The 22,953-nt window shown below is 55.9% G+C and carries 21 protein-coding genes and 1 rRNA gene; all 22 read left to right on the top strand.

Annotated elements, in window-relative coordinates:
- The first annotated feature begins 568 nt into the window (after positions 1-568).
- Entirely contained in the window at positions 569-703 is a 135-nt protein-coding gene (rpmH, locus tag LAB08_RS30215) for a 50S ribosomal protein L34 (RefSeq protein WP_003213577.1), read from the top strand.
- A gap of 16 nt (positions 704-719) precedes the next feature.
- On the top strand, positions 720-1,121 hold the full coding sequence (gene rnpA, locus LAB08_RS30210; RefSeq protein WP_197677877.1) for a ribonuclease P protein component: 402 nt from the start codon (positions 720-722) through the stop codon (positions 1,119-1,121).
- Positions 1,114-1,359: a membrane protein insertion efficiency factor YidD gene (gene yidD / locus LAB08_RS30205; protein ID WP_010207715.1), complete on the top strand. Its 246-nt coding sequence runs from the start codon at positions 1,114-1,116 to the stop codon at positions 1,357-1,359. Before rnpA ends, yidD begins: the two co-directional genes overlap by 8 nt.
- Positions 1,360-1,361: 2 nt before the next feature.
- The gene (gene yidC / locus LAB08_RS30200) at positions 1,362-3,041 is read left to right on the top strand and encodes a membrane protein insertase YidC (RefSeq protein ID WP_096514125.1); all 1,680 of its coding nucleotides are present in this window, start codon (positions 1,362-1,364) and stop codon (positions 3,039-3,041) included.
- Positions 3,042-3,120: 79 nt separating this feature from the next.
- On the top strand, positions 3,121-4,491 hold the full coding sequence (gene mnmE / locus LAB08_RS30195; RefSeq protein ID WP_096514126.1) for a tRNA uridine-5-carboxymethylaminomethyl(34) synthesis GTPase MnmE: 1,371 nt from the start codon (positions 3,121-3,123) through the stop codon (positions 4,489-4,491).
- Positions 4,492-5,041: 550 nt separating this feature from the next.
- Entirely contained in the window at positions 5,042-6,940 is a 1,899-nt protein-coding gene (gene mnmG / locus LAB08_RS30190; protein ID WP_096514127.1) for a tRNA uridine-5-carboxymethylaminomethyl(34) synthesis enzyme MnmG, read from the top strand.
- A complete protein-coding gene (gene rsmG, locus LAB08_RS30185; RefSeq protein ID WP_096514128.1) occupies positions 6,937-7,581 on the top strand; it encodes a 16S rRNA (guanine(527)-N(7))-methyltransferase RsmG in 645 nt (214 codons plus the stop codon). Before mnmG ends, rsmG begins: the two co-directional genes overlap by 4 nt.
- 18 nt (positions 7,582-7,599) lie before the next feature.
- The gene (locus LAB08_RS30180) at positions 7,600-8,397 is read left to right on the top strand and encodes a ParA family protein (RefSeq protein WP_060540279.1); all 798 of its coding nucleotides are present in this window, start codon (positions 7,600-7,602) and stop codon (positions 8,395-8,397) included.
- Positions 8,398-8,406: 9 nt separating this feature from the next.
- Positions 8,407-9,279: a ParB/RepB/Spo0J family partition protein gene (locus LAB08_RS30175; protein WP_096514129.1), complete on the top strand. Its 873-nt coding sequence runs from the start codon at positions 8,407-8,409 to the stop codon at positions 9,277-9,279.
- Between the two features lie 148 nt (positions 9,280-9,427).
- Positions 9,428-9,835: a F0F1 ATP synthase subunit I gene (locus LAB08_RS30170; RefSeq protein WP_096514130.1), complete on the top strand. Its 408-nt coding sequence runs from the start codon at positions 9,428-9,430 to the stop codon at positions 9,833-9,835.
- Between the two features lie 16 nt (positions 9,836-9,851).
- Positions 9,852-10,721, top strand: coding sequence for a F0F1 ATP synthase subunit A (gene atpB, locus LAB08_RS30165; RefSeq protein ID WP_007969902.1), 870 nt, complete (start codon positions 9,852-9,854; stop codon positions 10,719-10,721).
- Positions 10,722-10,854: 133 nt separating this feature from the next.
- Positions 10,855-11,112: a F0F1 ATP synthase subunit C gene (gene atpE / locus LAB08_RS30160; protein ID WP_003097235.1), complete on the top strand. Its 258-nt coding sequence runs from the start codon at positions 10,855-10,857 to the stop codon at positions 11,110-11,112.
- A gap of 58 nt (positions 11,113-11,170) precedes the next feature.
- Positions 11,171-11,641 carry a F0F1 ATP synthase subunit B gene (locus LAB08_RS30155; RefSeq protein ID WP_096514131.1) on the top strand — a complete coding sequence of 157 codons (471 nt, stop codon included), beginning with the start codon at positions 11,171-11,173 and terminating at the stop codon, positions 11,639-11,641.
- A gap of 12 nt (positions 11,642-11,653) precedes the next feature.
- On the top strand, positions 11,654-12,190 hold the full coding sequence (locus LAB08_RS30150; protein ID WP_096514132.1) for a F0F1 ATP synthase subunit delta: 537 nt from the start codon (positions 11,654-11,656) through the stop codon (positions 12,188-12,190).
- Between the two features lie 21 nt (positions 12,191-12,211).
- Positions 12,212-13,756, top strand: coding sequence for a F0F1 ATP synthase subunit alpha (atpA, locus tag LAB08_RS30145; protein WP_008018366.1), 1,545 nt, complete (start codon positions 12,212-12,214; stop codon positions 13,754-13,756).
- Positions 13,757-13,806: 50 nt separating this feature from the next.
- Complete coding sequence (atpG, locus tag LAB08_RS30140) at positions 13,807-14,667, top strand: F0F1 ATP synthase subunit gamma (RefSeq protein ID WP_007934344.1); 861 nt, start codon at positions 13,807-13,809, stop codon at positions 14,665-14,667.
- 27 nt (positions 14,668-14,694) lie between these two features.
- Complete coding sequence (gene atpD, locus LAB08_RS30135; protein ID WP_008018365.1) at positions 14,695-16,071, top strand: F0F1 ATP synthase subunit beta; 1,377 nt, start codon at positions 14,695-14,697, stop codon at positions 16,069-16,071.
- A gap of 45 nt (positions 16,072-16,116) precedes the next feature.
- Complete coding sequence (locus tag LAB08_RS30130) at positions 16,117-16,542, top strand: F0F1 ATP synthase subunit epsilon (protein WP_007985046.1); 426 nt, start codon at positions 16,117-16,119, stop codon at positions 16,540-16,542.
- Between the two features lie 113 nt (positions 16,543-16,655).
- Positions 16,656-18,023 (top strand): bifunctional UDP-N-acetylglucosamine diphosphorylase/glucosamine-1-phosphate N-acetyltransferase GlmU, encoded by a 1,368-nt coding sequence (gene glmU / locus LAB08_RS30125; RefSeq protein WP_096514133.1) that lies wholly within the window; start codon positions 16,656-16,658, stop codon positions 18,021-18,023.
- Positions 18,024-18,239: 216 nt separating this feature from the next.
- Entirely contained in the window at positions 18,240-19,016 is a 777-nt protein-coding gene (locus LAB08_RS30120) for a DeoR/GlpR family DNA-binding transcription regulator (protein WP_096515616.1), read from the top strand.
- 1 nt (position 19,017) lies between these two features.
- A complete protein-coding gene (glmS, locus tag LAB08_RS30115; protein WP_096514134.1) occupies positions 19,018-20,850 on the top strand; it encodes a glutamine--fructose-6-phosphate transaminase (isomerizing) in 1,833 nt (610 codons plus the stop codon).
- A 524-nt stretch (positions 20,851-21,374) separates the two neighbouring features.
- Positions 21,375-22,911, top strand: a 16S ribosomal RNA gene (locus LAB08_RS30110).
- The last annotated feature ends 42 nt before the right edge of the window (positions 22,912-22,953 follow it).

Raw genomic sequence — 22,953 nt, 5'->3', positions numbered from 1 at the left:
GGATATCCCCTAAGTTGAAAGCCGGTGAGGCAAAAACAAGCGCCCATTGTAACGACCAGACGCTGACTTATCCACACGTAGGTGGGCCATCGACCAAGAAGAATCAACGTTTTATACGCAAAAAAGACGACCAATGGTCTGTGAATAAGCTCTGTGGATAACCGGGTCTGAGCTCATTGCACAACTGGGGGTGAAACTCGGTGGATAACCTGCCTGTGGATAACAGCACCTTTCACACACAGGTTTTCCGACAGTGCAGCACAGCCTGATCACCGTTTTCCACTGTAGTTGTCATTCTCTGTACAGCATGTGAAATAAGGGCTGAGGTCAGTTATCCACAGATGACCGTGCCCCTAGCCTTTATAAGCTTTACAGAAAAGCTTTAAATACTCTCCTTCTTTATTTTTATGTTTAGTGAAGGCGCGAGTCTCGGCCAAAACGTCTGGAGATCTATTTATAAGGAAACGCTGGTTGGAAATTGACCTAGAGGCTTGCTTTCTCTAGAATCCCCGGTCTCTTAAAACGGGGGCCATTCCGGCCCGTTGTGGACGAACCAGGTAACACGACAATGAAACGTACTTTCCAACCAAGCACTATCAAACGCGCTCGTACCCACGGTTTCCGTGCTCGCATGGCTACCAAGAACGGTCGTGCCGTCCTGTCGCGTCGTCGCGCCAAAGGTCGTGCGCGTCTGGCAGTTTGATAATCCGGCACTGGAGGTGAGTCAGGACTTCAGTCGGGAAAAGCGTCTGCTTACTCCCCGACATTTCAAGGCAGTCTTTGACTCCCCTACCGGCAAGGTTCCGGGGAAAAATCTCCTGCTCCTTGCGCGCAACAACGATCTTGATCACCCCCGTCTTGGGTTGGTTATCGGGAAAAAGAGCGTAAAGCTCTCCGTCGAGCGCAATCGCCTCAAACGTCTGATGCGCGAATCGTTTCGCCTGAACCAGGATTTACTGGTCGGTTGGGACATCGTTATCGTCGCGCGCAAAGGTTTGGGCGACGTAGAAAACCCCGAATTGATTCAGCATTTCGGCAAACTCTGGAAGCGTCTGGCACGTAGCACGCCGGTACCAGCAGTCAAAACCGAAACTGTAGGGGTAGACAGTCCAGATGCGTAAACTGGCACTCGTTCCGATCCAGTTTTATCGCTATGCCATTAGTCCCCTGATGGCCAGTCACTGTCGTTTCTACCCCAGTTGTTCCTGCTACGCGTTGGAAGCCATCGAAAATCATGGCCTTCTGCGCGGTGGCTGGCTGACCTTTCGTCGTTTAGGTCGCTGTCATCCGTGGAATCCCGGTGGTTATGACCCGGTTCCACCTATCCCTACCTCCCGTTCTTCTTCGATGGCCGAGTAATCATGGATATCAAACGCACGATCCTGATCGTCGCCCTGGCAATCGTGTCCTACGTTATGGTTCTTAAATGGAACCAGGACTATGGTCAGGCTGCCTTGCCGACTCAGAATGTTGCTTCCAGCACGACCGCACCGGGCCTCCCGGATACGGCAACTGGCAATAAAGCGTCCGTCAGTGACGACATTCCACACGCCGCAAACGATACCAGCGCACCTGCCGAAACTCCGGTAGCTGTAAGCACCGACCTCATCCAGATCAAAACGGATGTGCTCGATCTGGCCATCGATCCACAAGGTGGTGATGTTGCCCAACTGAAACTGCCGCTGTATCCGCGTCGCCAGGACCATCCGGAAATTCCGTTCCAGTTGTTCGACAACGGAAACGAGCGCACTTATCTGGCTCAGAGCGGCCTGATCGGCAGCAACGGCCCGGACGCAAGTCCTGCCGGTCGTCCGGTTTACTCCTCGGAGAAGAAGATTTATCAACTGGCTGACGGTCAGGACCAATTGGTCGTGGATCTGAAGTTCAGCAAGGACGGCGTCAATTACATCAAGCGTTTCACTCTGAAACGTGGCCTGTATGACGTAACCGTTTCTTACTTGATCGATAACCAGAGCGCTCAGCCCTGGTCCGGTGCGATGTTCGCGCAATTGAAGCGTGACGCCAGCTCCGATCCTTCTTCCAGCACAGCCACCGGCACCGCGACTTACCTGGGCGCCGCCCTGTGGACAAGTTCCGAGCCGTACAAGAAAGTGTCCATGAAAGATATGGACAAGGCCGCGCTGAAAGAAACCGTGACTGGTGGTTGGGTTGCCTGGTTGCAACACTACTTCGTGACTGCGTGGATTCCGGCCAAGGGCGAAAACAATGTCGTCCAGACCCGTAAAGACAGCAAAGGCAACTACATCATTGGTTACACCGGCCCGTCCCTGACCGTAGCGCCAGGTGCAAAGGCTGAAACCAGTGCCATTCTGTACGCGGGTCCGAAAAGCCAGGCTGTGCTGAAAGAGTTGTCCCCAGGTCTGGAACTGACTGTCGACTACGGCATTCTCTGGTTCATCGCTCAACCTATCTTCTGGTTGCTGCAACATATCCACGCCATTGTGGGTAACTGGGGTTGGTCGATCATTTTCCTGACCATGCTGATCAAAGGGATCTTCTTCCCGCTGTCGGCTGCCAGCTACAAATCCATGGCGCGCATGCGTGCAGTGGCACCGAAACTGGCCGCGCTGAAAGAACAACATGGCGATGACCGGCAGAAAATGTCGCAGGCCATGATGGAGCTGTACAAAAAAGAGAAGATCAATCCGCTGGGTGGTTGCTTGCCAATCCTCGTGCAGATGCCGGTTTTCCTTTCGTTGTACTGGGTTCTGCTGGAAAGCGTTGAAATGCGCCAGGCGCCGTTCATGCTGTGGATTACTGACCTGTCGATCAAGGATCCGTTCTTCATTCTGCCGATCATCATGGGTGCAACCATGTTCATCCAGCAGCAGTTGAACCCGACTCCACCGGATCCAATGCAGGCCAAGGTGATGAAGTTGATGCCAATCATCTTCACCTTCTTCTTCCTGTGGTTCCCGGCCGGTCTGGTGCTGTACTGGGTAGTGAACAACTGCCTGTCGATCGCCCAACAGTGGTACATCACTCGTAAGATCGAAGCCGCTACCAAAGCGACTGCCTGACTTACACTGTGGATAACCACTCAAAACGCCCCCTAGTGGGGCGTTTTGCTATCTGTCACTTTTGTCTGGGTACCGGTTTATGAGCGTTCCTCGTGAAACCATCGCCGCCGTCGCCACCGCTCAAGGCCGTGGCGGCGTAGGCATCGTCCGTATTTCCGGGCCGTTGGCCAGCGTTGCGGCCAAGGCCTTCAGTGGTCGTGAACTCAAGCCGAGATTCGCCCACTACGGTCCGTTCCTCGGTGAAAACGAAGAGGTGCTGGATCAAGGCATCACACTGTACTTTCCTGGGCCGAACTCGTTCACCGGTGAAGATGTGCTGGAGTTGCAGGGTCATGGCGGCCCGATTGTCCTGGATATGCTGCTCAAGCGTTGCCTGGAACTCGGCTGCCGTCTCGCCAGGCCCGGGGAATTCAGCGAACGCGCCTTCCTCAACGACAAGCTCGACCTGGCTCAGGCCGAAGCCATTGCCGACTTGATCGAGGCAAGTTCTGCACAGGCGGCTCGAAATGCCCTGCGTTCGTTGCAAGGTGCATTTTCCCAGCGTGTGCATAACCTCACTGAACAATTGATCGGCCTGCGCATCTACGTCGAAGCAGCCATCGACTTTCCGGAAGAAGAGATCGACTTCCTTGCCGATGGCCATGTGTTGAGCATGCTCGACAAAGTGCGCGACGAGTTATCCACCGTCATGCGTGAGGCCGGGCAGGGCGCCTTGCTGCGTGATGGCATGACTGTGGTGATCGCCGGTCGGCCTAATGCCGGGAAATCCAGCCTGCTCAATGCACTGGCCGGCCGAGAGGCGGCTATTGTGACCGAGATTGCCGGCACCACTCGAGACGTCCTTCGCGAACATATCCACATCGACGGTATGCCACTGCACGTTGTCGATACCGCTGGTCTGCGAGATACCGATGATCATGTGGAAAAAATCGGCGTCGAGCGGGCATTGAAAGCCATTGGCGAAGCCGATCGTGTGCTGTTGGTGGTTGATGCCACAGCGCCCGAAGCTATTGATCCTTTCGCCTTGTGGCCCGAATTCCTTGAAACCCGTCCAGACCCGGCAAAAGTCACGCTGATCCGCAATAAGGCTGACTTGACGGGTGAAGCGATTGCCCTGGATGTCAGCGACGATGGTCATGTCACCATCAGTCTCAGTGCCAAGTCTGCAGGTGTCGGCCTGGAATTGCTGCGAGAACACCTCAAGGCCTGCATGGGTTACGAGCAAACCTCGGAAAGCAGCTTCAGCGCTCGCCGACGTCACCTTGAAGCCCTTCGCCATGCCAGTGCATCCCTGGAACACGGTCACGCTCAACTGACACTGGCCGGCGCTGGAGAATTGCTGGCCGAGGATCTGCGACAGGCTCAGCAATTCCTTGGGGAAATCACGGGTGCCTTTAGCTCCGATGATCTGTTGGGACGAATTTTCTCCAGCTTCTGCATCGGTAAGTAGTCCTTCGTTGTCCACAGACAGGCCATCCGTGCCTGTCTGTTCCCTCCTTTTCTGAAATAAAACCTCCAGTGCCGAGCGGATTCTCTCTGCTTGAGCGGATTCGGCGTGCCCAAATTTCGTTCGCTCACCATTTTTCTGTGGATTAAGCCCTGTGAATAACTGCCAATGAGGGCAGTTGATAACAGGGCCTCAAAACTGAAGATAACCCCCTCTGTGGATAACCACCCCATTCATCCACAGGCTTAAACGGGTTATCCAAGGGCCTCCTTGGCACATGATCACAGGGTTTTGAATCTCTGTACACAGCGTAAATTAAGGGCTGCATGACTTTATCCACAGAAATAGTGGTCAGTAGAAATAAACATAAAAACAAAGATTTAATAAATTTCTCTCTTTTTAATTTCTATAACTCCGACTTCTCCACAGCTGGTTAAATTTTGTGCAAAGGGTTCTTTAGGAAGGGCGAAGTCCCTATACTTGTCGACCAGGTCCAAAAACCTGAGCTCAAACTATTCCTGAATTACCTACTTAAGCAGGCACGAGGTGCGTGGTGGATTTCCCTTCCCGTTTTGAAGTGATCGTCATCGGCGGCGGTCATGCCGGTACCGAGGCAGCACTGGCCTCAGCACGTATGGGGGTGAAAACCCTGTTGCTGACGCACAACGTGGAAACCCTCGGTGCCATGAGCTGCAACCCCGCCATCGGCGGTATTGGCAAAAGCCACCTGGTCAAGGAAATCGATGCCCTGGGCGGCGCGATGGCCATGGCCACCGATAAGGGTGGTATTCAATTTCGCGTATTGAACAGCCGCAAAGGACCTGCCGTGCGAGCAACCCGCGCGCAGGCCGACCGGGTTCTGTACAAGGCCGCTGTCCGCGAAATCCTGGAAAACCAGCCGAACCTGTGGATATTTCAACAAGCGGCTGATGACCTGATCGTCGAGCAGGAACAAGTTCGTGGTGTTGTTACGCAGATGGGCCTGCGTTTCCTCGCGGATTCGGTGGTTTTGACCACCGGTACCTTCCTCGGTGGACTTATCCACATCGGGTTGCAGAATTTTTCCGGCGGTCGCGCCGGTGATCCACCATCGATCGCACTGGCTCACCGTCTGCGTGAACTGCCATTGCGTGTAGGTCGCCTGAAAACCGGTACTCCGCCGCGCATCGACGCCCGGTCTGTGGATTTTTCGGTGATGACCGAACAACCGGGCGATCTGCCGATCCCGGTGATGTCGTTCATGGGCAACAAGGAACAGCATCCACGGCAGGTCAGTTGCTGGATTACCCACACGAATGCGCGCACTCACGAAATCATTGCCGCGAACCTCGATCGTTCGCCGATGTATTCCGCTGCCGGTGAGATCGAAGGCATCGGTCCGCGCTACTGCCCGTCGATCGAAGACAAAATCCATCGCTTTGCCGACAAGGAAAGCCATCAGGTCTTCATCGAACCGGAAGGCCTGACGACAAACGAGCTGTATCCGAACGGGATATCCACATCCCTGCCGTTCGATGTGCAATTGCAGATCGTGCAATCGATCCGCGGCATGGAAAACGCACACATCGTGCGTCCCGGTTACGCCATTGAATATGACTACTTCGATCCGCGCGACCTGAAGTACAGCCTGGAAACCAAAGTCATCGGCGGCCTGTTTTTCGCCGGGCAAATCAACGGTACAACCGGTTACGAAGAAGCCGGCGCCCAAGGTTTGCTGGCCGGAACCAACGCCGCGCTGCGCGCGCAGGGCAAAGAGGCCTGGTGTCCGCGTCGTGACGAAGCCTACATCGGTGTATTGGTCGACGACCTGATTACCCTCGGTACCCAAGAGCCGTACCGGATGTTCACATCCCGTGCCGAATACCGTCTGATCCTGCGTGAAGACAACGCGGACCTGCGCCTGACCGAAAAAGGCCGCGAACTGGGCCTGGTGGATGACGTGCGTTGGGCGGCTTTCTGCAAAAAACGCGAAAGCATCGAACTGGAAGAGCAGCGTCTGAAAAGCACCTGGGTTCGCCCAGGCACCGAACAAGGTAATGCGATCGCCGAAAAATTCGGCACGCCACTGACTCACGAATACAACCTGCTCAATCTCTTGAGCCGTCCGGAAATCGACTACGCTGGTCTGATCGAAGTGACCGGTGGCGGGGCAGAAGATCCACAGGTAGCCGAGCAGGTCGAGATCAAGACCAAATACGCCGGTTACATCGATCGTCAACAGGATGAAATCGCCCGCTTGCGAGCCAGCGAGGACACCAAACTGCCTGTGGATATCGATTACACGAATATTTCCGGTCTCTCCAAAGAGATTCAGAGCAAGCTTGGTGCGACCCGCCCAGAGACTTTGGGCCAGGCCTCGCGTATCCCGGGCGTAACGCCGGCAGCGATTTCGCTGTTGATGATTCATTTGAAAAAACGCGGCGCGGGCCGTCAGTTGGAGCAAAGCGCTTGAGTTCGTTGGTCACCTCGCAACATGCCGAAGAGTTATCCACAGGTGCTCGCCAGCTCGGTGTCGCGCTGACAGAAACCCAGCACACGCAACTGCTGGGTTACCTGGCCCTGTTGATCAAATGGAACAAGGCTTACAACCTGACCGCCGTGCGGGATCCGGATGAGATGGTGTCCCGTCATTTGCTCGATAGCTTGAGCGTGATGTCGTTCATCGAAAACGGTCGCTGGCTGGACGTAGGCAGTGGCGGCGGGATGCCAGGCATTCCGCTGGCCATCCTGTATCCACAGTCTCAAGTCACCTGCCTGGACAGCAACGGCAAGAAAACCCGCTTCCTGACCCAGGTCAAACTCGAACTCAAGCTGGATAACCTGCAAGTTATCCACAGTCGCGTCGAAGCCTTCCGGCCTGCTCAACCGTTCAACGGGATCATTTCCCGAGCGTTCAGCAGCATGGAAAACTTCACCAACTGGACTCGCCACCTCGGTGACACCGAAACACGCTGGTTGGCAATGAAGGGCGTTCATCCCGCCGATGAGCTGGTAGCATTGCCGACAGACTTCCACCTCGATAGCGAACACGCCCTGGCCGTACCCGGTTGCCAAGGCCAACGCCATCTGCTGATACTGCGCCGCACGGCATGATTGGGAACACAAGCAAGAATGGCTAAGGTATTCGCGATAGCGAACCAGAAAGGTGGTGTGGGCAAGACCACCACCTGCATCAACCTCGCAGCATCCCTCGTCGCAACCAAGCGCCGGGTGTTGTTGATCGATCTCGATCCACAGGGCAACGCCACCATGGGTAGCGGTGTGGATAAACACGGCCTGGAAAACTCGGTTTATGACCTGCTGATCGGCGAGTGCGATCTGGCCCAGGCGATGCATTTTTCCGAACACGGTGGTTACCAGTTGTTACCGGCTAACCGCGATCTCACCGCGGCTGAAGTGGTGCTGCTGGAAATGCAGATGAAGGAAAGCCGCCTGCGCAGTGCATTGGCGCCGATCCGTGAAAACTACGATTACATCCTGATCGATTGCCCGCCGTCGCTTTCGATGCTGACTTTGAACGCGCTGGTTGCCGCAGACGGGGTCATTATCCCCATGCAATGTGAGTACTTCGCACTCGAAGGCTTGAGCGACCTTGTGGATAACATCAAGCGCATCGCTGAATTGCTGAACCCGAACCTCAAGGTCGAGGGCCTGTTGCGGACGATGTACGACCCGCGCCTGAGCCTGATGAACGATGTGTCGGCGCAGCTCAAGGAACACTTTGGCGATCAGCTCTACGACACTGTCATTCCGCGCAACATTCGATTGGCCGAGGCCCCAAGCTACGGCATGCCGGCGTTGGCGTACGACAAAGCATCACGCGGCGCCGTTGCCTACTTGGCTCTGGCGGGCGAAATGGTTCGTCGTCAGCGTAAAAACTCACGCATCGCCGCTGCTCAGGCAACTTAAGGAATCCCCATGGCCGTCAAGAAACGAGGTCTCGGACGTGGACTGGATGCACTGCTGAGTGGTCCGACTATCAGTTCGCTGGAAGAACAGGCGGTGCAAGCCGATCAACGCGAGTTGCAACATTTGCCGCTGGATCTGCTCCAGCGTGGCAAATACCAGCCTCGGCGCGATATGGATATTCAGGCGCTCGAAGAGCTGGCGCAGTCGATCAAGGCCCAGGGCGTCATGCAACCGATAGTGGTTCGCCCGATTGCCGGCGGCCGCTTCGAAATCATCGCGGGTGAACGCCGCTGGCGTGCCAGTCAGCAGGCCGGCCAGGAAACCATCCCGGCGATGGTTCGCGATGTGCCGGATGAAACCGCTATCGCCATGGCGCTGATCGAAAACATCCAGCGCGAAGACCTCAATCCGATTGAAGAAGCGGTCGCCCTGCAGCGTTTGCAGCAGGAGTTCCAACTGACCCAGCAACAAGTGGCCGAAGCGGTGGGCAAGTCCCGGGTGACCGTGGCCAACCTGTTGCGGCTGATATCGCTGCCGGAGGTCATCAAGACCATGTTGTCCCACGGCGACCTGGAAATGGGTCATGCCCGTGCCTTGCTCGGTTTGCCCGACAATCAACAGGTTGAAGGGGCGCGACACGTTGTCGCACGTGGGCTGACCGTACGCCAGACTGAAGCACTGGTTCGCCAGTGGTTGAGTGGCAAACCGGAGCCCGTCGAACCTGCAAAACCGGACCCGGATATTGCCCGGTTGGAGCAGCGTCTGGCCGAGCGCCTAGGCTCTGCGGTGCAGATTCGGCATGGTAAGAAGGGTAAAGGGCAGTTAGTGATTGGATATAACTCCCTGGATGAACTACAAGGTGTACTCGCACATATCCGCTGAAACATTTCCTCATGTAGCGCGCAGTCGGAAATCACTACCTGACAGTTGAATAGGGGCAGAACCGCCCCTATACTCTGCGCGCATTTTGTCGGCACAAATTATGCCAAGTTATTGAATTTCGGCAGCCGACCATTGGAGAGCAATAGTGATGGAAACACGCACGCCAAACCGCTTGCCGTTCCATCGCCTGGCAGTTTTTCCGGTGTTGATGGCTCAATTTGTCATTCTGCTGATTGCCGCTTTGGCGCTCTGGCGATGGTATGGAGTCGTTGCCGGGTACTCGGGACTTTGCGGAGGCCTGATAGCCTTGCTGCCCAATGTTTATTTCGCTCACAGGGCATTTCGGTTTTCCGGCGCCCGAGCAGCTCAAGCCATCGTCCGGTCTTTTTATGCCGGCGAGGCGGGCAAATTGATTTTGACGGCGGTGCTCTTTGCATTGACGTTCGCAGGTGTGAAGCCATTGGCGCCGCTAGCTGTATTCGGCGTCTTCGTGCTGACCCAACTGGTCAGTTGGTTCGCTCCCCTGTTGATGAGAACAAGACTTTCGAGACCTTAGGGCGTTTGAGGCAACCATGGCAGAAACAACCGCTTCGGGCTATATCCAGCACCACTTGCAGAACCTGACTTTCGGTCAGCACCCTACCGGCGGCTGGGGCTTTGCCCACACCGCAGCAGAAGCCAAAGAAATGGGCTTCTGGGCTTTCCACGTCGATACACTCGGCTGGTCGGTCGCATTGGGTTTGATCTTCGTTCTTCTTTTCCGCATGGCGGCAAAGAAGGCGACTTCCGGTCAGCCAGGTGCTTTGCAGAACTTCGTTGAAGTATTGGTCGAATTCGTCGATGGCAGCGTGAAAGACAGCTTCCATGGCCGTAGCCCGGTGATCGCACCGTTGGCACTGACCATCTTCGTCTGGGTGTTCCTGATGAACGCCGTCGACCTGGTACCGGTCGACTGGATTCCTCAGTTGGCCATCCTGATCTCCGGCGACCACCACATCCCATTCCGCGCCGTGTCGACCACCGACCCGAACGCGACCCTGGGCATGGCGTTCTCGGTTTTCGCACTGATCATTTTCTATAGCATCAAGGTCAAGGGCCTCGGCGGCTTCATCGGCGAGCTGACCCTGCACCCGTTCGGCAGCAAGAACATCTTCGTTCAGGCCCTGCTGATCCCGGTGAACTTCCTGCTGGAGTTCGTGACCCTGATCGCCAAGCCGATTTCCCTGGCTCTGCGTCTGTTCGGCAACATGTATGCCGGCGAGCTGGTGTTCATTCTGATCGCTGTGATGTTCGGCAGCGGCCTGCTCTGGCTCAGCGGCCTGGGCGTTGTTCTGCAGTGGGCGTGGGCAGTGTTCCACATCCTGATCATCACCCTGCAGGCGTTCATCTTCATGATGCTGACCATCGTCTACCTGTCGATGGCGCACGAAGAAAACCATTAAGACCAGTCTCGACTAGTCTGATGTCCCTCCCGGTCAAACGGGAGGGGAGTCCCCACCGGGTCTCTGAAACGATTTGTTTTACCGCTTTAATCTAAAAAACCTAAACCATACGACGTAAAAGTCGGGAGGAAAGATGGAAACTGTAGTTGGTCTAACCGCTATCGCTGTTGCACTGTTGATCGGCCTGGGCGCACTGGGTACCGCAATTGGTTTCGGCCTGTTGGGCGGCAAGTTCCTGGAAGGCGCAGCGCGTCAACCAGAAATGGTTCCAATGCTGCAAGTCAAAATGTTCATCGTTGCCGGTCTGCTCGACGCCGTAACCATGATCGGTGTTGGTATCGCTCTGTTCTTCACCTTTGCGAACCCGTTCGTTGGTCAGATCGCTGGCTAATTACTCGGATCTTCCGAGTGATTTGATGTGATGGACAACGTAACTGCGAGGTGTTGGCGTGAACATTAATGCGACCCTGATTGGCCAGTCCGTTGCGTTCCTCATTTTTGTACTGTTCTGCATGAAGTTCGTATGGCCTCCGGTCATCACGGCATTGCACGAACGTCAAAAGAAGATCGCGGATGGACTGGACGCTGCCAGCCGAGCAGCTCGCGACCTGGAGTTGGCCCAAGAGAAAGCGGGTCAACAACTGCGCGAAGCGAAAGCTCAGGCAGCTGAAATCATCGAGCAAGCCAAGAAGCGCGGTACTCAGATCGTCGACGAAGCCCGTGAACAGGCTCGCGTCGAAGCTGACCGTGTGAAGGCTCAGGCTCAGGCCGAGATCGAACAGGAACTGAACAGCGTCAAAGACGCGCTGCGCGCCCAAGTGGGTAGCCTGGCCGTTGACGGTGCTTCGAAGATCCTGGGCAAGTCAATCGATCAAAACGCGCACGCAGAGCTGGTTAACCAACTGGCTGCTGAAATCTAAGCGAGGGCGATCATGGCAGAACTGACCACGTTGGCCCGACCTTACGCTAAGGCGGCCTTCGAGCACGCTCAGGCCCACCAGCAACTGGCCAATTGGTCAGCCATGCTCGGCCTGGCTGCAGCGGTGTCGGAAGACGACACCATGCAGAGCGTGCTCAAGGCCCCGCGACTGACGAGCGCAGAAAAGGCCGCCACGTTCATTGACGTGTGCGGCGACAAGTTCGATGCCAAGGCACAGAATTTCATCCACGTTGTTGCCGAAAACGAGCGCCTCCTGCTTCTGCCGGAGATCGCCGCTCTGTTCGACCTGTACAAGGCCGAGCAAGAGAAATCGGTAGACGTAGAAGTGACCAGTGCTTTTGCATTGAACCAAGAACAGCAAGACAAACTCGCCAAGGTTCTCAGTGCACGACTCAACCGGGAAGTGCGCCTGCAAGTCGAGGAAGACAGGTCCCTTATTGGGGGCATTGTCGTCCGCGCCGGCGACCTGGTTATCGATGGCTCGATTCGCGGCAAAATCGCGAAACTTGCCGAAGCATTGAAATCTTGAGTTTGAAGGGGCAGCAGAGCAATGCAGCAACTCAATCCTTCCGAAATAAGTGAAATTATCAAGGGCCGCATCGACAAGCTCGATGTGACCTCCCAAGCCCGTAACGAAGGCACTGTCGTCAGCGTATCTGACGGCATCGTGCGGATTCACGGTCTGGCTGACGTTATGTCCGGCGAGATGATCGAGTTTCCGGGCGGCGTCTACGGTATGGCCCTCAACCTGGAGCAAGACTCCGTAGGTGCCGTTATTTTGGGCGCATACCAGTCTCTGGCTGAAGGCATGAGCGCCAAGTGCACTGGCCGCATCCTGGAAGTTCCGGTTGGTAAGGAACTGCTGGGTCGCGTAGTCGATGCACTGGGTAACCCGGTTGACGGCAAAGGTCCACTGAACAACACCCAGACCGACGCGGTCGAGAAAGTTGCTCCAGGCGTGATCTGGCGTAAGTCGGTAGACCAGCCTGTACAGACTGGCTACAAGGCTGTCGATGCCATGATCCCGGTCGGCCGTGGCCAGCGTGAGCTGATCATCGGTGACCGTCAGATCGGTAAAACCGCTCTGGCGATCGACGCGATCATCAACCAGAAAGACAGCGGCATTTTCTGCGTCTACGTAGCTATCGGTCAGAAGCAATCGACCATCGCCAACGTGGTTCGCAAGCTGGAAGAAAACGGTGCACTGAAAAACACGATCATCGTGGCTGCCAGTGCTTCGGAATCTCCTGCACTGCAATACCTGGCTCCGTACGCCGGTTGCACCATGGGTGAATTCTTCCGCGACCGCGGTGAAGACGCGCTGATCGTTTATGACGATCTGTCCAAGCAGGCAGTGGCTTACCGCCAGATCTCCCTGCTGCTGCGCCGTCCACCAGGCCGTGAAGCTTACCCAGGCGACGTGTTCTATCTCCACTCCCGTCTGCTGGAGCGCGCATCCCGCGTTTCGGAAGAGTACGTAGAGAAGTTCACCAACGGCGCAGTGACCGGCAAAACCGGTTCCCTGACCGCACTGCCGATCATCGAAACCCAGGCTGGCGACGTTTCCGCGTTCGTTCCGACCAACGTGATTTCCATCACCGACGGTCAGATCTTCCTGGAATCGGCCATGTTCAACTCCGGGATCCGTCCTGCTGTGAACGCCGGTGTTTCGGTATCCCGTGTGGGTGGTGCCGCTCAGACCAAGATCATCAAGAAGCTCTCCGGTGGTATCCGTACCGCTCTGGCTCAGTACCGTGAACTGGCGGCATTCGCCCAGTTCGCTTCTGACCTGGACGAAGCGACCCGTAAGCAACTTGAGCATGGTCAGCGCGTTACCGAGCTGATGAAGCAGAAGCAATACGCGCCAATGTCGATCGCCGACATGTCGCTGTCGCTGTATGCCGCTGAGCGTGGGTTCCTGACTGACGTCGAAATCACCAAAGTCGGCAGCTTCGAGCAAGCGCTGATTGCTTACTTCAACCGCGATCACGCCGACCTGATGGCGAAGATCAACGTGAAGGGTGACTTCAATGACGAAATCGATGGCGGCCTGAAAGCCGGTATCGAGAAGTTCAAGGCCACCCAAACCTGGTAAGCCGCAGCGGGAGTCGCAAGGCTCCCGCTTGCTAACCTGATAGGTGTTACATGGCAGGCGCAAAAGAGATTCGCAGTAAGATTGCGAGCATCAAAAGCACGCAAAAGATTACCAGCGCCATGGAAAAAGTGGCGGTCAGCAAAATGCGCAAAGCACAAATGCGCATGGCTGCTAGCCGTCCTTATGCGGAGCGCATCCGCCAGGTTATTGGTCATCTGGCCAACGCTAACCCGGAATATCGCCACCCGTTCATGATCGACCGCGAAGTAAAGCGCGTAGGTTATGTCGTAGTGAGCAGTGACCGTGGTCTGTGTGGTGGCTTGAACACCAACCTGTTCAAGGCTTTGGTCAAGGACATGGCGGTAAACCGCGAAAACGGCGTCGAGATCGATCTGTGTGTAGTTGGTAGCAAGGGTGCGGCATTCTTCCGCAACTTCGGCGGTAACGTCGTTGCAGCTATCAGCCACCTGGGTGAAGAGCCGTCGATCAATGATCTGATCGGCAGCGTCAAGGTGATGCTGGATGCCTACCTGGACGGCCGTATTGACCGCCTGTCCGTGGTTTCCAACAAGTTCATCAACACCATGACACAACAGCCAACCGTGGAGCAGTTGATTCCGCTGGTGGCAACCCCGGATCAAGAACTCAAGCACCACTGGGACTATCTCTATGAACCGGATGCCAAGGAGCTGCTCGACGGCTTGATGGTCCGTTACGTGGAGTCGCAGGTCTACCAGGCGGTGGTCGAGAACAACGCGGCTGAACAAGCTGCGCGGATGATCGCGATGAAGAACGCTACCGACAACGCCGGTGATTTGATCAGCGATTTGCAGCTGGTCTACAACAAGGCGCGTCAGGCTGCGATCACCCAAGAGATCTCGGAAATCGTCGGCGGCGCTGCCGCGGTTTAACGGTTCAAATTTTCAGAGGATCCAGCTATGAGTAGCGGACGTATCGTTCAAATCATCGGCGCCGTTATCGACGTGGAATTTCCACGCGACAGCGTACCGAGCATCTACAACGCGCTGAAAGTACAAGGCGCGGACACTACCCTGGAAGTTCAGCAACAGCTGGGCGACGGCGTAGTTCGTACCATTGCGATGGGTTCCACCGAAGGCTTGAAGCGCGGTCTGGACGTTGTCGACTCTGGCGCTGCCATCTCCGTACCGGTCGGTAAAGCGACCCTGGGCCGGATCATGGACGTACTGGGCAACCCGATTGACGAAGCTGGCCCGATCGACACCGAAGAACGCTGGGGCATTCACCGTCCTGCGCCATCCTTCGCTGAACAAGCAGGCGGCAACGACCTGCTGGAAACCGGCATCAAGGTTATCGACCTGGTTTGCCCGTTTGCCAAGGGTGGTAAAGTCGGTCTGTTCGGTGGTGCCGGTGTAGGCAAAACCGTAAACATGATGGAACTGATCCGTAACATCGCCATCGAGCACAGCGGTTATTCCGTGTTCGCCGGTGTGGGTGAGCGTACTCGTGAGGGTAACGACTTCTACCACGAGATGAAGGACTCCAACGTTCTGGACAAAGTGGCACTGGTTTACGGTCAGATGAACGAGCCGCCGGGAAACCGTCTGCGCGTAGCCCTGACCGGCCTGACCATGGCCGAGAAGTTCCGTGACGAAGGTAACGACGTTCTGCTGTTCGTCGACAACATCTATCGTTACACCCTGGCCGGTACCGAAGTATCCGCACTGCTGGGCCGTATGCCTTCCGCAGTAGGTTACCAACCGACCCTGGCTGAAGAGATGGGCGTGCTGCAAGAGCGCATCACTTCGACCAAACAAGGTTCGATTACTTCGATCCAGGCCGTATACGTACCAGCGGACGACTTGACTGACCCGTCGCCAGCGACCACGTTTGCTCACTTGGACGCCACTGTCGTTCTGTCCCGTGACATCGCTTCCCTGGGTATCTACCCAGCGGTAGATCCACTGGACTCGACTTCGCGTCAGCTGGACCCGAACGTGATCGGCAACGACCACTACGAAACCGCTCGCGGTGTTCAGTACGTGCTGCAACGCTACAAAGAACTGAAGGACATCATTGCGATCCTGGGTATGGACGAGCTGTCGGAAGCCGACAAGCAGTTGGTAAACCGTGCTCGTAAGATCCAGCGTTTCTTGTCGCAGCCGTTCTTCGTGGCTGAAGTCTTCACCGGTGCATCGGGTAAATACGTTTCCCTGAAAGACACCATTGCTGGCTTCAAAGGCATCCTCAACGGTGACTATGACCACCTGCCAGAACAAGCGTTCTACATGGTCGGCGGCATCGAAGAAGCGATCGAGAAAGCCAAGAAACTGTAATCCCGGCGCCCGGCAACGGGCGCTCATTTAGGTTGAGGCAATCAGATGGCTATGACAGTCCATTGCGATATCGTCAGCGCGGAAGGAGAAATCTTTTCCGGTCTGGTCGAGATGGTGATTGCGCACGGTGCACTGGGTGATCTTGGTATCGCCCTGGGTCACGCGCCGCTGATCACTAATCTGAAGCCAGGTCCGATCCGCCTGGTCAAGCAGGGCGGGGAAGAGGAGGTGTATTACATCTCCGGTGGATTCCTCGAGGTTCAGCCGAACATGGTCAAGGTTCTTGCCGACACCGTGCAACGTGCTGCCGACCTGGACGAAGCCGCAGCTTTGGAAGCCGTTAAGGCTGCCGAGAAAGCCTTGCATGAGCGAGGCGCGGAATTCGATTACGGTTCTGCTGCCGCACGTCTGGCCGAGGCCGCAGCTCAGCTGCGCACCGTCCAGCAGATCCGCAAGAAGTTCGGCCACTAAGGCAGCACTTGTTGTGTGATTGATTAAAAAGGGTAGCCTCGGCTACCCTTTTTTCTTTTCCGATTTTTACAACCTGGTCGCATCCGCCGACCAGCCAGGATTGGTAGCCAGTCATGTCTCTTGAAATCGTTATTCTCGCTGCTGGTCAGGGCACGCGCATGCGTTCGGCCTTGCCGAAAGTCTTGCACCCGATTGCCGGCAACTCGATGCTTGGCCATGTTATCCACAGCGCCCGACAACTTGATCCACAGCGCATCCACGTGGTGATTGGCCACGGCGCCGATGCCGTACGTGAACGTCTGGCCGCTGACGATCTGAATTTCGTCCTACAGGACAAACAACTGGGTACCGGTCACGCCGTGGCCCAAGCGGTTCCTTTTATCGAAGCTGATACCGTGCTGGTTCTTTACGGTGATGTGCCGTTGATTGAAGTCGAAACCCTGCAACGTCTGCTCAAACTGGTAGCGCCAGGGCAGATGGGATTGCTGACCGTCGAGCTGGACGATGCGACCGGTTACGGCAGAATCGTTCGCGGCGCTGACGGTAAGGTCGCTGCCATCGTCGAGCACAAGGACGCCAACGAAGTTCAACGTGCTATCAAAGAAGGCAATACCGGTATCCTGGCGGTGCCTGCGGATCGCTTGGCTGATTGGACCGGTCGGCTGTCGAACAACAACGTTCAGGGTGAGTACTACCTGACCGACGTGATTGAAATGGCAGTCAATGACGGTCTGGTGGTGGCCACGGAACAACCCCTCGATGCCATGGAAGTGCAGGGCGCCAATGACCGCAGGCAGCTTTCCGAACTTGAGCGCCATTATCAGTTGCGCGCCGGTCGCCGCTTGATGGCTCAGGGCGTAACCCTGCGTGACCCGGCTCGTTTCGACGTACGTGGTGAAGTGATCGTTGGCCGTGATGTGCTGATCGATATCAACGTGATCCTCGAAGGCAAGGTTGTCATCGAAGACGACGTGGTCATCGGCCCGAACTGCGTGATCAAGGACAGCACCCTGCGTAAAGGTGTAGTGATCAAGGCGAACAGCCATATCGAAGGCGCAGTTCTGGGTGAAGGCAGCGATGCCGGTCCGTTCGCGCGTTTGCGTCCAGGCACGGTTCTGGAAGCGCGGGCGCATGTGGGTAACTTTGTCGAGCTGAAGAATGCGCACATGGGCGAAGGTGCCAAGGCCGGCCATCTGAGCTATCTGGGCGATGCCGAAATTGGCGCGCGTACTAACATCGGCGCCGGCACCATCACCTGCAATTACGATGGTGTGAATAAGTGGAAAACCGTGCTGGGTGAAGATGTGTTCATCGGTTCCAACAACTCATTGGTGGCGCCTGTGGATATCTCTGCCGGTGCGACCACTGCGGCCGGTTCGACCATTACTCAAAATGTGGATAAGGCACAGTTGGCTGTGGGTCGTGCCCGGCAGAAGAACATCGATGGCTGGAAGCGGCCGGAGAAGGTCAAGAAGGGCTGAGTTATCCACATTTCGATGATCGACTGAATTTATTCACAGGCTGATCTGAAGCATTCGCGGGCAAGCCTCGCTCCTACAGAACAAAATTGCCTGTAGGAGTGAGGCTTGCCCGCGAAGCTTTTATCCACAGGTCTTTTTATCGCCCGGTGCTTGACGAAGTTTCACTGATAGGTTTTGATTGCTTACGTTATCTTTCGAATCGAAACTTACCAAACCATGTCGAAGCGCAACACACCTCAACGCCGCCACAACATCCTGGCCTTGCTCAACGAGCAAGGCGAAGTCAGTGTGGACGAACTGGCCAAGCACTTCGAAACCTCGGAAGTTACGATTCGCAAGGATCTGGCGGCACTCGAAAGCAACGGCCTGCTGCTACGTCGTTATGGCGGTGCGATCACCATGCCTCAGGAACTGGTGGCGGATCTCGGTCAGCCGGTTTCCAAATACAAGCAAGCCATCGCCCGCGCTGCGGTGACGCGGATTCGCGAGCACGCGCGCATCATCATCGACAGCGGCAGCACCACAGCGGCGATGATTCCCGAGCTCGGTCAACAACCGGGTCTGGTGGTGATGACCAATTCCCTGAACGTTGCCAATGCCTTGAACGAGCTCGAGCACGAACCGGTGTTGCTGATGACCGGCGGCACCTGGGACCCTCACTCCGAGTCCTTTCAGGGGCAGGTGGCCGAGCAGGTATTGCGCTCTTACGATTTCGACCAGTTGTTCATCGGCGCCGATGGTATCGACCTGGTTCGCGGTACTACTACCTTTAATGAGTTGCTCGGATTGAGCCGAGTCATGGCCGAAGTCGCCCGTGAAGTGGTGGTGATGGTCGAGGCCGACAAGATCGGTCGCAAGATTCCCAACCTGGAACTGCCTTGGAGCAGCGTCCATACCCTAATTACCGATGATCGCCTGCCACTTGAGGCACGGGATCAGATTCAGGCCCGCGGCATCAATTTGATATGCGCGGCAGTCAATCAGGAGAAATAGCATGTGTGGAATTGTCGGAGCAGTCGCAGAACGTAATATCACCGCCATCCTGGTCGAAGGCCTCAAACGTCTCGAATACCGCGGGTATGACAGCGCCGGTGTGGCGGTCTACACCAACGACCAAAAACTCGAACGCTTGCGTCGTCCGGGCAAAGTCAGCGAGTTGGAGCTGGCCTTGGCAGAAGATTCGCTGATCGGGCGTCTGGGTATCGCTCACACCCGTTGGGCCACTCACGGTGCCCCGTGCGAACGCAATGCACACCCGCATTTCTCCAGTGATCTGGCGGTGGTGCACAACGGCATTATTGAAAACCACGATGCCCTGCGCGAGCAACTCAAAGCGCTGGGTTACGTCTTCACTTCGGATACGGATACTGAAGTCATCGCTCACCTGCTGAATCACAAGCTCAAGGATCTGCATGATCTAACCGCAGCCCTCAAGGCTACAGTTAAGGAACTGCACGGTGCCTACGGCCTGGCGGTGATCAGCGGCCAACAACCAGACCGTCTGGTGGCGGCTCGCAGTGGTAGTCCGCTGGTCATTGGTCTGGGCCTTGGCGAGAATTTCCTGGCCTCCGATCAATTGGCCTTGCGCCAGGTCACCGACCGCTTCATGTACCTGGAGGAAGGCGATATAGCGGAAATTCGTCGCGACAGTGTGCATATCTGGGACGTCAATGGTCAGGCTGTCGAACGTGAATCCGTGCAATACCGCGATGGCGCCGAAGCGGCGGAGAAGGGCGAGTACCGCCATTTCATGCTCAAGGAAATCCACGAACAACCGTCCGTGGTGCAACGTACCCTGGAAGGCCGCCTGAGCCAGAACCAGGTGTTGGTGCAAGCCTTCGGTCCACAGGCTGCCGAGCTGTTTGCCAAAGTGCGCAACGTGCAGATCGTTGCTTGCGGCACCAGCTATCACGCCGGCATGGTCGCCCGTTACTGGCTCGAAGAACTGGCCGGTATTCCGTGCCAGGTCGAAGTTGCCAGCGAGTTCCGCTACCGCAAGGTGGTGGTGCAGCCTGACACGTTGTTCGTCACCATCTCCCAGTCCGGCGAAACCGCCGACACCCTGGCCGCCCTGCGTAACGCCAAGGAATTGGGATTCCTGGCCAGTCTGGCGATCTGTAACGTCGGTATTAGCTCGCTGGTGCGTGAATCTGATCTGACGCTTCTGACCCAGGCTGGTCGCGAAATCGGCGTGGCTTCGACCAAAGCGTTCACCACCCAGCTGGTCGGCCTGCTGTTGCTGACCCTGTCCCTGGGCCAGGTTCGCGGTACGTTGGCCAAAGGCGTTGAAGCCACACTGGTGGAAGAACTGCGTCGTCTGCCGACCCGCCTGGGCGAGGCGCTGGCGATGGACAGCACGGTGGAAAAGATCGCCGAGCTGTTCGCCGAGAAGAACCACACGCTGTTCCTAGGGCGCGGCGCGCAATTCCCGGTGGCGATGGAAGGAGCGCTCAAGCTCAAGGAAATCTCCTACATCCATGCCGAAGCCTACCCGGCCGGCGAACTGAAACATGGTCCATTGGCGCTTGTGGATAACGACATGCCCGTGGTGACCGTGGCGCCAAACAACGAGCTGCTGGAGAAGCTGAAGTCCAACCTGCAGGAAGTCCGCGCCCGAGGTGGCGAGTTGATCGTCTTCGCCGACGTGAAGGCTGGCATGACCAATGGAGAAGGCACGCACGTGGTACAGATGCCGCACATCCACAACACCCTGTCGCCAATCCTCTACACCATCCCGCTGCAGTTGCTGTCGTACTACGTGGCCGTGCTCAAAGGCACGGACGTCGACCAGCCGCGCAACCTGGCGAAATCGGTGACTGTGGAATAAGTTATCCACAATTGATTGGGTTGTGGTTTCAACGACTGGAAACTGTCGAAGGGTAGGAGAGGCTTCATTCCGTTGCAATTTGCAGGTGCTTCAATTACTACGTGATCTGAGTTCTCTGCTACCCCGATGCCTTGTACGGACGTTGTGACAACCTCGTGCCTAGATAAGGAAAAGAATTTTAGGCGGGGGGTTGACCACGTATTTTAATGCTGTACTATTTGCCTCCCGCTAACGAGCAGCTTGATGCTGACGCCGGCTTAAGTAACTGATTTTGTTAGAAAATTAGTTGCTTTTAAGGGTGCTGTTTAAGGTGTGTTGCTATATACTGCGCCACCTCGGTTGAGACGAAAGTTCTTGACCAACCGCTCTTTAACAACTGAATCAAGCAATTCGTGTGGGTGCTTGTGGTATCAGACTGCTAGTCAACAGATTATCAGCATCACAAGTTACTCCGCGAGAAATCAAAGATGTAACCAACGATTGCTGAGCCAAGTTTAGGGTTTTCTCAAAACCCAAAGATGTTTGAACTGAAGAGTTTGATCATGGCTCAGATTGAACGCTGGCGGCAGGCCTAACACATGCAAGTCGAGCGGATGAAGAGAGCTTGCTCTCTGATTCAGCGGCGGACGGGTGAGTAATGCCTAGGAATCTGCCTGGTAGTGGGGGACAACGTTTCGAAAGGAACGCTAATACCGCATACGTCCTACGGGAGAAAGCAGGGGACCTTCGGGCCTTGCGCTATCAGATGAGCCTAGGTCGGATTAGCTAGTTGGTGAGGTAATGGCTCACCAAGGCGACGATCCGTAACTGGTCTGAGAGGATGATCAGTCACACTGGAACTGAGACACGGTCCAGACTCCTACGGGAGGCAGCAGTGGGGAATATTGGACAATGGGCGAAAGCCTGATCCAGCCATGCCGCGTGTGTGAAGAAGGTCTTCGGATTGTAAAGCACTTTAAGTTGGGAGGAAGGGTTGTAGATTAATACTCTGCAATTTTGACGTTACCGACAGAATAAGCACCGGCTAACTCTGTGCCAGCAGCCGCGGTAATACAGAGGGTGCAAGCGTTAATCGGAATTACTGGGCGTAAAGCGCGCGTAGGTGGTTTGTTAAGTTGGATGTGAAAGCCCCGGGCTCAACCTGGGAACTGCATTCAAAACTGACAAGCTAGAGTATGGTAGAGGGTGGTGGAATTTCCTGTGTAGCGGTGAAATGCGTAGATATAGGAAGGAACACCAGTGGCGAAGGCGACCACCTGGACTGATACTGACACTGAGGTGCGAAAGCGTGGGGAGCAAACAGGATTAGATACCCTGGTAGTCCACGCCGTAAACGATGTCAACTAGCCGTTGGGAGCCTTGAGCTCTTAGTGGCGCAGCTAACGCATTAAGTTGACCGCCTGGGGAGTACGGCCGCAAGGTTAAAACTCAAATGAATTGACGGGGGCCCGCACAAGCGGTGGAGCATGTGGTTTAATTCGAAGCAACGCGAAGAACCTTACCAGGCCTTGACATCCAATGAACTTTCCAGAGATGGATCGGTGCCTTCGGGAACATTGAGACAGGTGCTGCATGGCTGTCGTCAGCTCGTGTCGTGAGATGTTGGGTTAAGTCCCGTAACGAGCGCAACCCTTGTCCTTAGTTACCAGCACGTTATGGTGGGCACTCTAAGGAGACTGCCGGTGACAAACCGGAGGAAGGTGGGGATGACGTCAAGTCATCATGGCCCTTACGGCCTGGGCTACACACGTGCTACAATGGTCGGTACAGAGGGTTGCCAAGCCGCGAGGTGGAGCTAATCCCACAAAACCGATCGTAGTCCGGATCGCAGTCTGCAACTCGACTGCGTGAAGTCGGAATCGCTAGTAATCGCGAATCAGAATGTCGCGGTGAATACGTTCCCGGGCCTTGTACACACCGCCCGTCACACCATGGGAGTGGGTTGCACCAGAAGTAGCTAGTCTAACCTTCGGGGGGACGGTTACCACGGTGTGATTCATGACTGGGGTGAAGTCGTAACAAGGTAGCCGTAGGGGAACCTGCGGCTGGATCACCTCCTTAATCGACGACTCAGCTGTACCATGAGCTCCCACACGAATTGCT

The sequence above is a fragment of the Pseudomonas izuensis genome (assembly GCF_002356535.2).
Taxonomy (GTDB): domain Bacteria; phylum Pseudomonadota; class Gammaproteobacteria; order Pseudomonadales; family Pseudomonadaceae; genus Aquipseudomonas; species Aquipseudomonas izuensis.
Note: the sequence above shows the minus strand (reverse complement) of the source record. Positions and strands in the feature narration are given on the sequence as shown.